The sequence below is a fragment of the Intestinimonas sp. UBA1698 genome (assembly GCF_002320075.1).
GTDB classification, from domain to species: domain Bacteria; phylum Bacillota; class Clostridia; order Oscillospirales; family Oscillospiraceae; genus Intestinimonas; species Intestinimonas massiliensis.
In genome coordinates, this window is record NZ_DCJO01000018.1 from 22,862 (window position 1) to 35,130 (window position 12,269).

The 12,269-nt window shown below is 64.9% G+C and carries 11 protein-coding genes; 2 read left to right on the forward strand and 9 right to left on the reverse strand.

What is annotated here, in order from left to right; genetic code table 11:
- Positions 1-44: 44 nt before the first annotated feature.
- From B3H64_RS04015 to B3H64_RS04030, 4 genes are read right to left on the reverse strand one after another with little or no spacing between them, the layout of a single operon-like run.
- Positions 45-3,131: an efflux RND transporter permease subunit gene (locus B3H64_RS04015; RefSeq protein ID WP_286733176.1), complete on the reverse strand. Its 3,087-nt coding sequence runs from the start codon at positions 3,129-3,131 to the stop codon at positions 45-47.
- Between the two features lie 6 nt (positions 3,132-3,137).
- The gene (locus B3H64_RS04020; RefSeq protein WP_050617239.1) at positions 3,138-4,313 is read right to left on the reverse strand and encodes an efflux RND transporter periplasmic adaptor subunit; all 1,176 of its coding nucleotides are present in this window, start codon (positions 4,311-4,313) and stop codon (positions 3,138-3,140) included.
- A gap of 19 nt (positions 4,314-4,332) precedes the next feature.
- Positions 4,333-5,628 carry a TolC family protein gene (locus B3H64_RS04025; RefSeq protein ID WP_050617240.1) on the reverse strand — a complete coding sequence of 432 codons (1,296 nt, stop codon included), beginning with the start codon at positions 5,626-5,628 and terminating at the stop codon, positions 4,333-4,335.
- Positions 5,625-6,272 (reverse strand): TetR/AcrR family transcriptional regulator, encoded by a 648-nt coding sequence (locus tag B3H64_RS04030; RefSeq protein WP_050617241.1) that lies wholly within the window; start codon positions 6,270-6,272, stop codon positions 5,625-5,627. The genes B3H64_RS04025 and B3H64_RS04030 overlap by 4 nt, the downstream gene beginning before the upstream one ends.
- A gap of 156 nt (positions 6,273-6,428) precedes the next feature.
- On the opposite strand from B3H64_RS04030, the gene lysA reads away from it, so the two are divergent.
- Together lysA and spoIIID are read left to right on the forward strand one after the other, a co-directional pair.
- Positions 6,429-7,724 carry a diaminopimelate decarboxylase gene (gene lysA / locus B3H64_RS04035; protein ID WP_050617242.1) on the forward strand — a complete coding sequence of 432 codons (1,296 nt, stop codon included), beginning with the start codon at positions 6,429-6,431 and terminating at the stop codon, positions 7,722-7,724.
- A gap of 284 nt (positions 7,725-8,008) precedes the next feature.
- Positions 8,009-8,257 carry a sporulation transcriptional regulator SpoIIID gene (spoIIID, locus tag B3H64_RS04040; RefSeq protein WP_050617243.1) on the forward strand — a complete coding sequence of 83 codons (249 nt, stop codon included), beginning with the start codon at positions 8,009-8,011 and terminating at the stop codon, positions 8,255-8,257.
- 46 nt (positions 8,258-8,303) lie between these two features.
- Here the strand turns inward: spoIIID and aroE are convergent, their stop codons facing one another.
- From aroE to B3H64_RS04065, 5 genes are read right to left on the reverse strand one after another with little or no spacing between them, the layout of a single operon-like run.
- On the reverse strand, positions 8,304-9,164 hold the full coding sequence (gene aroE / locus B3H64_RS04045) for a shikimate dehydrogenase (RefSeq protein WP_154666620.1): 861 nt from the start codon (positions 9,162-9,164) through the stop codon (positions 8,304-8,306).
- A gap of 18 nt (positions 9,165-9,182) precedes the next feature.
- Positions 9,183-9,635 carry a type II 3-dehydroquinate dehydratase gene (gene aroQ, locus B3H64_RS04050; protein WP_050617245.1) on the reverse strand — a complete coding sequence of 151 codons (453 nt, stop codon included), beginning with the start codon at positions 9,633-9,635 and terminating at the stop codon, positions 9,183-9,185.
- Positions 9,632-10,126: a shikimate kinase gene (locus B3H64_RS04055; RefSeq protein WP_286733184.1), complete on the reverse strand. Its 495-nt coding sequence runs from the start codon at positions 10,124-10,126 to the stop codon at positions 9,632-9,634. Before B3H64_RS04055 ends, aroQ begins: the two co-directional genes overlap by 4 nt.
- A 1-nt stretch (position 10,127) precedes the next feature.
- On the reverse strand, positions 10,128-11,282 hold the full coding sequence (locus B3H64_RS04060; protein WP_050617247.1) for a bifunctional chorismate mutase/prephenate dehydratase: 1,155 nt from the start codon (positions 11,280-11,282) through the stop codon (positions 10,128-10,130).
- A gap of 9 nt (positions 11,283-11,291) precedes the next feature.
- Positions 11,292-12,269, reverse strand: a complete 978-nt coding sequence (locus B3H64_RS04065; protein ID WP_050617248.1) for a chorismate synthase — start codon at positions 12,267-12,269, stop codon at positions 11,292-11,294.

The window sequence follows — 12,269 nt, forward strand, 5'->3', positions numbered from 1 at the left end:
TCGGGACAGCCACAGGCTGTCCCGCTTCCCACCTTTTACTCCGCTTACTCCGCCGCAACCGGGGTGGAGGTCTCGCTCTCCCGCTTTCTGCGGTGGAATATATGGCTGATATTGTCAATGACTGAATAATACACCGGGGTAAACAGCAGGGTGATAACGGTCGAAACCACCATGCCGCTGATCATAGTGACACCCATATCCGCCATCATCTCAGCCGCGCCGCTCATACCCAGAGCCATGGGAACCACGGCCAGGATGGTGGTGAGTGTCGTCATCATCACAGGACGAATCCGCAGGGGACAGGCGTTGAGGATGGCTTCCTCGCGGCTCTCGCCCCGGGCCCGCCGGGTTTGGATGTAGTCCACCAGGATGATGGAGGCGTTGACCACGGTGCCGGCCAGCATAATGAGCGCCACCAGGGAAATCATCGACAGGTCCCGTCCGGTGAGCGGCAGGGCAAACAGGGCTCCCGCAAAGGCCACCGGCAGGATCATCATGACGATGACCGGCATGAGAAAGGACTCAAACTGGGAGGCCAAAATGAAGTACACCAGGCCCAGGGCCACCAGCAGAGCCAGCAGCAGGTCGCTGAAGCTGTCCATCATGTCGGCGTAGCTGCCACCGCTCTCGGCGGTGTAGCCCTCCGGCATCGGATACTCGGCTAGAATCTCCTTGATCTGCTTGGTCATGGCGGTAGTATTGCCGCTGATGGTGTCGCCGGTGACGGTGATCTGGCGGGACTGATTGACCCGGGTAATGCTCTGGGGCGCCAGCTCCACGTTCACCTCGGCCACGGAGGACAGCGGTACATAGCCTCCGTAGGCGGAGGCCACCGGCATGGAGCGCAGCGCGTCCAGACTCCGGACGGCCACACCGTCGCCCCGGACTACCACGTCCAGCTCCTTATGGTCGATGGTAACAGTGGTAGCAGTGGTGCCGGTGAGCTCGGCGCGCACCGCCGCGCCGATGGCGGCGGCGGTCAGGCCGTATTGGGCGGCCGCCTGGCGGTTCACGGTCACCGCAACCTGAGGCACCTGCTCGGACACCGAGCTGGACACGTCAATGGCGTCCTCCAGCGAGGCGATGCGCGCAGCCAGGTCCTCACCAATCCGGCTGAGGACCTGATAATCCTCACCGGTAACCGCCACACTGATGTCGCTGCTGCTGCCCATCATGGCCGTCATGTCGGAGGCGCTGGTGGTAATCTCACACCCGGCGATATCCCGGAGATACTCCCGCAGGTCCGCCGCCACCTGGGCGCTGCTGCGGGTCCGCTCGGTCTTATCCACCAGATTGAGCATGATGGTGGCCGACTCCGCCTGGGTCTGATAATACAGGTCGTTCAGCTCCGGACAGTGGTCCTGGGCCACGGCCACCACCCGGTCGGCGATGGCGGCGGTCTCCTCCAGCTCGGAGCCGATGGGCGTACTGACCTGGATGGTGACCTGGCCCTGATCCATCTCGGGCATGAGGACCATGTTGGTGGACAGGCAGGCGCCCACGAACACCGCCACCAGGGCGATGGAGGCCGCCATGCCCAGGCCCAAATGCCGCACGAAGAACCGCAGCACCCCGGTATAGGCCTTCCGGGCCCGCTGCACCAGGGACGGCCGGCCCGCCCGCTTGGCGTCCCGGGCTTCCCGGCGCAGCCTCTGCCGCCGGACCTTCTCCTCGTCCAGCAGGAAGTAGCACAGCAGCGGCACCAGGGTCACGGCAATGGCCAGAGAGGCCAGGATCAGGAAGGCGATGGTAAGGCAGAAATCCTTGAAGATCATACCCGCCAGGCCGCCGGTGAGACCCAGGGGCAGGAACACGGCCACGGTGGTCAGGGTAGAAGCCGTCAGGGAGAGCATGACCTCCCGGGTCCCCTCCACGCAGGAGGTCATCCGGTCATGGCCCTCTCCGGCGTAGCGGTAGACGTTCTCCAGCACCACGATGGAGTTGTCCACGATCATGCCCACGCCCATGGCGATGCCGCCCAGACTCATCATGTTCAAGGTCAGGTCAAACACGTTCATGAGCACGAAGACCGACAGGATACACACGGGCATGGAGATGGCGATGGTCATGGTAGCGTCCGGCCGCCGCAGGAAGAGGAACACCACGATAGCGGCCAGCACCACGCCCAAAACGATATTCTGGATGGCGGATTCCACTGCCATGTTGATGTAGTCGGTGGCCAGATAGGGTAGGGTATAGCGGATGGAGGGGGCCTTGGCCTGAAGTTCGGCCATTTTGGCCTCTACGGCGTTGGCGGTCGTGACCTCGTTGGCGCCGGATTGCTTGGTCACCTGAAGGAGTACGCAGGCCGTGCCATCTACCTTGGCGATGGTGTCCGGATCGGTAGTCTCCAGCGCCACGTCCGCCACCTCGGACAGGCGGATGGTACCGCCGGCGGGCAGGGCCAGGAGCATATTGGCCACGTCGTCCACCGTCTGGAACTTGGCGTCGGTGGAGACCGTCAGGGTCTTGGAGCCGTTTTGCATGTCGCCGCCGGGGTAGAGCAGATTTTCCGCAGCCAGGAAATTACAGACATAGGCATTGGACAGGCCGTAGCCCGCCGCCCGGGTGGGGTCGAGCTGTACGGCGACCTGCTGGCCCACGCCGCCAAAGATGTCCACGGCGGCCACACCTCCGATGCGCTCCAGGGCCGGCCCCACGGTGTCCTCCGCCAGAGCCTGCAGCTCAGACAGGTCGTCGCCCATCAGGGCCACCATGGCGGCGGGCATCATATCGCTGATGTTCAGGTTGATGATGACCGGGTCGGAGCAGCCGTCCGGCAGGGAGAGGGCGTCGAACTGCTCCCGCAGCTTGGCGGCGGCGATATCCACGTCGGTGCCGTCCACATAGAGGATCTGCACGGTGGTGACGCTGTCGGCGGAGCTGGACTGGACCTCATCCACGCCGGAGACCGACATGATGGCCGATTCCAGGGGGCGGGTAACCAGCTCCTCCATGTCGCTGGGGCCGGCGCCGTTGTAGTAGCAATAGACATAGGCCGCCGGGTAGGACATATTGGGCAACAGGGACATCTGGAGCTGGGTGGTAAAGACCACGCCGAAGACCAGGATCAGGATGACCGCCAGAAGGGTGGTCACCTTATGCTTGATGCAAAATTTTGAGATGGTCATCCGGCATCAGCCCTCCCCGGTTACGATCCGGACCAGGGCTCCGTCGGAGAGGTAGGCCTGCCCAACGGTGACCAGCTGCTGCCCGGCCTCCAGGCCCGAGGTGATCTCGGTGACACCGTTTCCGGTCAGGCCGGTGGTCACCTCCACATACCGGGCAGTGTCCCCCTCCACCACGTAGACATACTGGGTGCTGCCGCTGGTCAGGATGGCCTGGGTGGGAATCACGATGGTATCGGCAGAGGTGTCGGTATGGAAGGTCACGTCGGCAAACATGCCTGACAGCAGGCCCTCCACCTCGGCGGGAATGGATACCGTCACGGTATACAGCTTGGTCTGAAGACTGGCGGCCTTGTCCACGGAGCGGATGGCGCCGGTAAAGGCGGCGCCCACGGAGCTGACGGTCACGTCCACCGCGTCCCCGATCTTCAACTTGGGCACCAGGGCCTCAGAGACGGTGACGGTGATCTTGAGCTGATCCACCCCGTCGATGACGGCCACCGGCGTGGCGCTGGAGACGAAGGCATCCTGCACCGCCGACAGGGACAGCAGCACGCCGGAAATGGGGGCGATGACATTTCCGCTTCCGTCCACGTTCTCCAGAGCGGTGGCAAGCTGCTCCACGTTGGCCTTGGAGCTCTGGATTCCCGCCTCGAGCTGGGCCAGGGTGGAGTCCCGGGTCACCTGGGCGGACAGCAGGGTCAGCTCCGCCCCGTCGATCTCCGCCTGGGAGGCGGCGCCGATCTCCTGAAGGGCCCTCAGATCGCTGAGGTTCTTCTCGTACAGGGCAATCTGCTTTTCAAACAGGGCGGCCTGGTCCTGATAGCTCTTCACGGTGGAATCATAGCTGATGCTGGCCGCCTGGTAGGAGGACAGGGTACTGGCCAGATCCAGGGTGCAGATGGCCTGCCCCGCCCGGACGGTGTCGCCCACCTCCACATAGACCGCAGTGCACTTGGCCGCGGTGGCTACAAAGACCGACGCGTCCGTGTCGGACTCCACCTTGCCGGAGACCTTGTTCTCCGTGGAGATGGTGTTGGCGTTTACGGTCTCCACCTGGACGGCGGTGCCGGCGGGGGGCTCACTTTCGGCCGGGCTGTTTTGCGCGCCTCCCCCGCCGCAGGCGCTGAGGGAAACCAGCAGCGCGCCGCAGAGCAGCAGTGCCGGAATACGATGGCTTTTCATACGATGTAGGTCCTCCTTGTCAGTTCAGGATGCCGTGCTCCACAGCCCAGCGGTAGGTATTGTACGCGGAGAACAGGTCCAGCCGGGCCTGTTCCACCGTCTCCTCGGCGGCGCTCACCTTGTCGGCGGCATCCAGCAGGGCGTTGTGGGAGATGCTGCCCTGCTGATATTTGAGCTCCATGGAGGCATAGGTGTCCCGCTCGCAGGACAGGGCCGTCCAGGCAGCCGCCAGGACCTGCTGGTAATCCTTCACCTGGAAGTACAGGGTCCGGAAGGCCATCTCAAAGTTCTGCACCGTGGCGCTGTATGTATACTGGGCGGCCTGGCAGGTATGCAGCGCGGAAGCCAGTTGGTAGCGGCTGGTGTCGTAGTGGTATTTCTTGGCGGCGTCCTTGTAGTCCTCCTCAGCGTCCTGCAGGGTCAGCTCCGCGGCATACAGACTGTAGCTGGCCGCCTTGGCCTCGGCCAGGTCGGTCTCCAGGTCCATGGCCGCCAGCGCCTCGTCGCTCACCTCCGGCAGCTCGCCCAGCTTCATCTCTCCCGTCAGCTCGGCGCCCACCATCAGCTCCAGCTGCATGGTGTAGTTGGTCCGGTTCATGGCCAGGGTCTGGCGGCCGCTGACCAGCGAGGTGCGGCCGGCCGTCACCTGCTGCAGGGTCAGGGCGGAGATCTGTCCCAGGTCATAGCGCAGCTCCATCTCCTGAATGGAGCGCTCCAGCGTGTCCAGACTGCGGCCCAGGGAGGCGTCGGTCAGGTCCATCTCCAGCAGCGCCACGTACAGGGACTCCGCCGCCATGACCACCTGGTTCTCCGCCGCCCGGAGCTGGCGGACGATGTCGGCGTTGTCCTGCTGCAGCTCGCCATCCTTGATGGCGTCAAAGGTGTCCCGCACGGCGCTGTAGTTCTGCGCCAGCATGGCGGAGGAATAGGAGTTTCCCTGGCCGAACTGGATGAGCATCCACTGGTAATCGGCGATCTCGTTGAGCTGCTTTTTCAGGCTGTCGTACATTTTGTCGTAGTCGAGCACCTCGATGGAGGCAATGTTCTCCTCCAGGGCCAGCAGGTTGTAGTTGTTTTCCCGCAGGCGGCCCTCCAGGTTCTCAAAGGACAGGACGCCCACCGGGTCCGGCTGGGCCGGAGCCGTCGGCAGGGCCGCTTCCGCCTCCCCGGTCTCCTCCGGCGCCTGTACGGCGGAGGCCTCCTCCGCCGGGACCGCTGTCCCGTCCTCCGTCTGCCCCGCTGCGAAGGCGGACAGAACGCAGAGGGAGATCGTCATGGCCACTGCCAGCAGCAGCGCGATGGCTCTTCGATTCATGCTTGTATTCCTCCTTGTTGGGTTCGTGCGGCCTCTGGCCGGCTGTCCAGGCTGCCGTACTCCAGGATCTTAATGCGTTCCTCCAGCCTCCTGCGCTGCCGCTCCGTCTCGCCCGGATGTGTAAGGGCCTCCACCACGGCCGAGACCAGCGACATGACGGTCAGGGAAAAGACGGACTCCACAAACATCCGGTCCTTTTTCCGGAACCGCCTGACATCAATCTTTTGATAGAGCTCCTCCGGCAAAAACTCCGGCTCCTTGGACATCGTCTGCAAAAAATCCATCCCGGGATTGGCGCGCATAAACTGGATGCAGCGGTACATGGACGGGTCCTGGTTGTCCCCCCACTGCACCAGATCGTCATACGCCAGCAGGTGCATCTGGAACAGATCGCCCCCCGCCCGGTCCAGCAGCTTGCAGAAAACCTGGATGAAGTGGCGGTGCACATCGTCCAGCAGGTAGAAAAACAGGTCCTCCTTGCCCTCAAAATACTGATAAAAGCTCCCCCGAGGGATGCCGGCGATCTGGATGATCTTGTTGATGGATACCTCCGTATAGCTGGTGCGGACAAATTCCTCCCAGGCGGCCTCCATCAGGCGCCTTTGCTTCTCCTCCGGCAGACGGAAAAAAGTCCCGGTCGGCATGCAATTCCTCCCCATGTGACAAGCTGTCATAATTATAGAGAGACCGCCCTCTCCTGTCAACTATTTTTTGTTCTTTTTGCTCCGACCGGCACAGCGGTTGATTTCGGGCGGAAAACTTGTTAAACTGGGAGAAAACCAAAGCGGAGGCGCATCACCATGCTCAACGAGGTCCGAGACAACACCCTCTATTTCGACGGCTGCTCTACGGTGGAGCTGGCCCGCCAATACGGCACCCCTCTCTACGTGTTTTCCGAAAGCGAGATCGTCCGCCGCTGCTCCGAGCTGCGCCGCTGCTTTCTGACGGTCTGGCCCAACACCCGGGCGGCCTATGCCTGCAAGGCGTTCTGCACCCCCGCCATGCTTCGCCTGGTCCAGCGGGAGGGCCTGTGCATCGACGTGGTCTCCGGCGGTGAGCTGTACACCGCCATCCAGGCGGGCTTCCCCGCCGAGCGCATCGAATTCAACGGCAACAACAAGCTGCGCGCCGAGCTGGAGCTGGCGGTAGACTACGGCATCGGGCGGGTCATCCTGGACGGTCTGCAGGAGCTGCCCCTGCTGGAGGAGATCTGCGCCGCACGGGGCAAAAAGATGAATGTTCTCTATCGGGTCACCCCCGGCATCCAGGCCGACTCCCACGACTATATCGTCACCGGCCGGAAGGACTCCAAGTTCGGCATCCCGCTGGATGACGACGTGCTGTATCCCGCCGTCCGGGCAGCCCTGGACTCCAAGTGGGTCAACTTCCTGGGCTTCCACTTCCATGTGGGCTCCCAGCTCTTTGACAACGCCCCCTATCTGGCCGCCCTGGAGGTGGTGCTGGGCCTGGTGCGGGAGGTCCGCCGCCGGTTCGGACACACGGTGGCCGAGCTGAACCTGGGCGGCGGCTTCGGCGTCACCTACACCGACGAGGCGCGCCCCCCCTACGCCTATTTTCTGGACCCCCTCATGGCCCGGCTGGAGGCATTCTGCCAGGACGAGGGCATGACCCGTCCCGCCGTGGTGATAGAACCCGGCCGCAGCATCGTGGCGGAGGCCGGTCTGAGCCTCTACACCGTGGGCTCCATCAAGGACATCCGGGGCGTACGTAAGTATGTGTCGGTAGACGGCGGCATGACCGACAATATCCGCCCCTCCCTCTACGGCGCGGTGTACCGGGGGCTGCTGGCCAACCGGGCGGAGGAGGCCTCCACCGACACGGCCACCATCTGCGGCAAGTGCTGCGAGTCCGGCGACATCCTCATCCGGGATGCCCGCATCCCCCCGGCCCGGCCCGGCGACCTGCTGGCGGTCTTCTCCACCGGGGCCTACGGTTTTTCCATGGCCAGCAACTACAATTCCAGCCCCATCCCCGCCGTAGTGCTGGTAAAGGAGGGCCGTAGCGAGCTCATCGTCCGGCGGCAGAGCTACGCCGATCTGCTGGCCACCGCCGTCATTCCGGAGTCTCTGCAATGAGCGCGGGACGCACACTGATTCAGGACGGGCTGGTGCTCGACCCGGCCAGCGGGGTGCAGGCCCGGCAAAACCTGCCGCCGGAGGGCGGAGACCTGGGCCGTTCGGTCCGAAAATACGTGCAAAACAAACGCGCGCCCAGAGATTTTGACTCTGCGGCGCGCGTTTGTTGATCCGAATCACGTTTCAATCCGTCCTGCCGCCTTTCCAGATTCTCTCTTCATAACAATGCCCCCGCGCGCATATACATCCGACAGTGAGATTCAGATGCGGGGAGTGTTGTCAGCGTGAAAGGGAACATCGAGGAGCGGGCCTGCCAGTTGGCCCTTTACATAATCGAGAACAAGGCGACGGTGCGCGCGGCGGCCCACAAGTTCGGCATCAGCAAGTCCACCGTACACAAGGACCTTTCCGAGCGTTTGCCCGCCTTTAACCAGTCTCTGTACCACCAGGTCAAAAGCGTCCTGGATGAAAACAAGGCCGAGCGGCACATCCGCGGCGGCATCGCCACCCGCAAGAAGTACAAAGGCAACTAAAAACGCCCGGGCGGACCCCAGTCCGTCCGGGCGTTTCCCGTTCCGCTTACAGCTCCTTGAGGGCCTGCTCCACCAGGGCCCGCATGGCTCCGGCGTCCAGCGCCACGTCCGCGAAGTGCTCCAGCGCGTATACCGCCTGATAGATCAGCATGCCCAGACCGTTGAGGGCGGGATGCCCCGCCTCCCGGGCCCGGCACAGCAGCTCGGTCTCCGCCGGGTGGTAGATGAGGTCGCACACCGCCGCCGCCGGGGGCAACTCCTTCAGAAAGCTCAGGTCCTCAAACTGCCCGCCGGTCCCGGCCATGCCCAGGCTGGTGCAGTTGACCAGCAGCTCGGCCCGGGCCGCCTCCCGCCGCAGAGTGGCCTGGTCGAAGCCTGCCGCCTTCATCACAGCCGGGGCATGTTGACATAATTCTTCTGCCTTGGCCGCAGTCCGGTTGCACACCGTCACCGAGGCCGCCCCCTGCTGAACCAGCTTCAAAGCCACGGCCTTGGCCGCGCCGCCGGAGCCCAACAGCAGGACCCGCCGGCCCGCCGGGTCCACGCCTGCGTCGGCCAAAGCCCGGATAAAGCCCCGTCCGTCCGTGTTGCATCCGTATAATTTACCATTTCTTATACAAACCGTATTCACCGATTGGTACAGCGCCGCGTCCTGGTCCAGTTCGTCCATGCGGGGCACGAGGTCCAGCTTATGGGGCATGGTGGCATTGAATCCGGCGTACCCCGCCTCCCGGGCAGCATCCAGCCAGGCCGCCGCCCGCCCCGCCTTCACCGGTTGACATAAATAAACATAGTCCAGTCCCAGCGCCCGGATCATGGTGTTCTGGATCAGAGGGGATTTGGAGTGGAGCACCGGGTCCCCGATGACGCAGAGCTTCTTGGTGGTATTCTTCAATTCTACCTGCATGCCTTCGTCCACATCCCGTCAGTCAACGTTCTCTTTGCCTGCCTTCTCTTGCAAGAGAAAGTAGGACATCGCCGCCTCATAGCCGTAGAGGCCCAAGCCGCAGATCTGCCCCACACAGGCGGGGGCGGTCACCGAGGTGTGGCGGAATTCCTCCCGCTGGTGGACATTGGAGATGTGGACCTCGACGCAGGGCACCCGCACCGCCTTGAGGGCGTCCAGAAGGGCGTAGCTATAGTGGGTAAAGGCGCCGGGGTTCATGACGATGGCGTCGTAGACCCCCTGGGCGGCGTGGATGGCGTCGATGATGGCGCCCTCGTGGTTGGACTGGAAGCAGTCGGCGGCGGCGCCGTGGGCGGCAGCGAAGTCCTTGAGCCGCCGGCACAAGGACTCGTAGTTCTCCCGGCCGTAGATCCCCGGCTCACGCTGGCCCAGCAGGTTCAGGTTGGGCCCATTGATGATGAGGAATTTCATATGTCCAGCACCTCCAAAATCGTTTGCACCGTGGTCTCCGGGTCGGAAAAGTTGGTGACGGTGTGATGGGCGGCCGCCCGGTACACCGGCTCCCGCTGGCGAAAGCGCGCCAGAAAAGCCGCCCGGCCGTCCTGGGCCAGGGGCCGGCCCGCCATGGATTCGGCGTCATAGGTCTCCCCCGGGTCCCGGGCCAGGAAGATCACCGTCCCCGTCTCCCGCAGAGGGTCCATGGCGGCAGGGCGCAGGGGCAGTCCTCCGCCGCAGGCGACGATCAGTCCCTCCCGCCGGGCCAGCTCCCCCGCCGCCTCCACCTCCCGGGCGCGGAAATAGTCCTCCCCGCTCTGGGCAAAGATGTCCGGGATGGAGCGGCCCTCCCGCTCCACGATGAGGGCGTCGGTATCCACCAGCTCCCGCCCCAGGAGCCGGGCCAGCAGGCGGCCGCAGGTGGTCTTGCCGCAGCCCATCATGCCAATGAGTATGATGTTTTTCATATCAGCCTCCGCACGTCCGGTAGTTGCCCAGGACCCGGAGGCTCTCAGCGGTCTGGGAAAGCTCCCGGAGCACCCCATCCATGGCCGGATCGGCCAGGTCGCCGGTGAAATCCACAAAGAACAGGTACTCCCAGCTCCGGCCCACAATGGGGCGGGACTCCAGCTTCATCATGTTCAGACCGTTGACGGCGAAGAGGGTCATGATCTCGTGGAGCGCACCGCTGCGGTGGGGCAGGACAAACAGGGCGCTGACCTTGTCGCTGCCCGACCGGCGCTCCATCACCGGCGAGACCACCACAAAGCGGGTGTAGTTGCTCTCGCTGAGGCTGATGTGCTCGGCCAGGATCTCCAGGCCGTAGAGGGCGGCCGCCCGCCGGGAGCAGATGGCGGCCTTCGTCACGTCGCCGCTGCCGGCCACGTACCTGCCCGCCTCGGCGGTGTTGAGCCGTGCGATGCCCTTCCAGGCCGGGTGGGCCTTCAGAAAATCCGCGCACTGACGCAGGCCCTGCTCGTGGGAGTAGACCTCCCGGACGGTGTCCAGGGTGGCCCCTTTGGGGGCCAGCAGGCAGTGCTCCACCTTGACCACCTGCTCCCCCACGATATAGTGGCCGTACTTGGCCAGCAGGTCGTAGACCTGACTGATGGAGCCGGTGGAGCTGTTCTCGATGGGCACCACGCCGTAGTCCGCCCGGCCCTCCCTGAGGGCCAGAAAGACCTCCTCCCAGGTCTCCGCCGCCTGCCGGGGGCGCTCCTCCCCGAAGAAGAGGGCGGTGGCCTCCTCGGCGTAGGCGCCGGGCACCCCCTGATAGAGCACCCTGGGCTGTGTCAGGGGCGGCCGTGCCCCGGCCAGGGCGGCGCGGATACGGGCGTAGCCCTCGTCCCCCGCCTCGGTCACCAGCTTACGCTGCTGCCGCCGGGAGAGGCCCAGGATGGTCTCGTACAGGGCGGTGACGTCGGCCTTGGCCGCTTGTCCCTCGGCCAGCGCCGCCTTCCGGGCCAGTACGTCCTTCTCCCGGGCGGCGTCCAGCACCGGGAGGCCGTGGGCCTGCTTATAGGCCCCCACCCGGCCCGTCACCTCCATCCGGCGGAGAAACAGGCGGGTCAACTCTCCGTCGATGGCGTCGATCTCTCTGCGGTACGCTTCCAGTTCCGTCATACCGTCACCTCACAGGTCCAGCAGTGCGCAGCTCGCCAGGGCGGCGGCCGCCTCGATGACCACCACCGCCCGGGGCACGATGCAGGGGTCGTGCCGGCCGTGGATAGACAGCCTGGCGTCACAGCCCCGCTCCAGGTCCACGGTGTCCTGCTCCAGAGAAATGGAGGGAGTGGGCCGGATACAGACCTCGAACTCCACCGGCATCCCGTTGGTGATGCCGCCATTGACCCCGCCGGAGCGGTTGGTCCGGGTCCGGACGGTCTCTCCCTCCATATAGAAGGGATCGTTGGCCTGGCTGCCCCGGAGGGCGGCGAAGCCGAAGCCTGCGCCGAAGGCCACCGCCTTGACGGCGGGGACGGCATACAGGTATTGGGCGAACAGGCCCTCCACGTTACACCCGAAGTCGGGGCTCCCCAGCCCGGCGGGCAGGCCGGTGACGGTACAGCGGATGCACCCCCCCACCGAGTCCCCGTCGGCCTTGGCGGCCAGGACGGCCTGCTCCATCTGCTCCGGGGTGGGGTCGGGAATGCCCGCCACGTTGGAGACGGCGGCGGCGACCGCCACCCCCCACTCCCGCAGGATCAGCTTAGCCACCGCCCCGGCGAACACCAGGGGGGCGGTGAGCCGGCCGGAGAAGTGGCCGCCGCCCCGGTAGTCGTTGTGGCCGCCGTAGCGGACGCCGCCGCTGTAGTCGGCGTGGCCCGGCCGGGGCAGCGCCTTGAGCTGGGCGTAGTCCCCGCTGCGGGTGTCGGTGTTTGAGATGACGGCACACAGGGGGGTGCCGGTGGTCTTTCCCTCAAAGACGCCGGAGAGGATCTGGACCTCGTCGGCCTCCTTCCGGGCGGTGGACATGGCGCTCCCGCCCGGAGCCCGGCGGGCCATCTCGGCCCGGATGAAGTCCCAGTCCAACGCCACGCCGGAGGGCGCCCCCTCCAGGGTGACGCCGATGGCGGGGCCGTGGGACTCTCCGAAGATGATGTGTCGCAT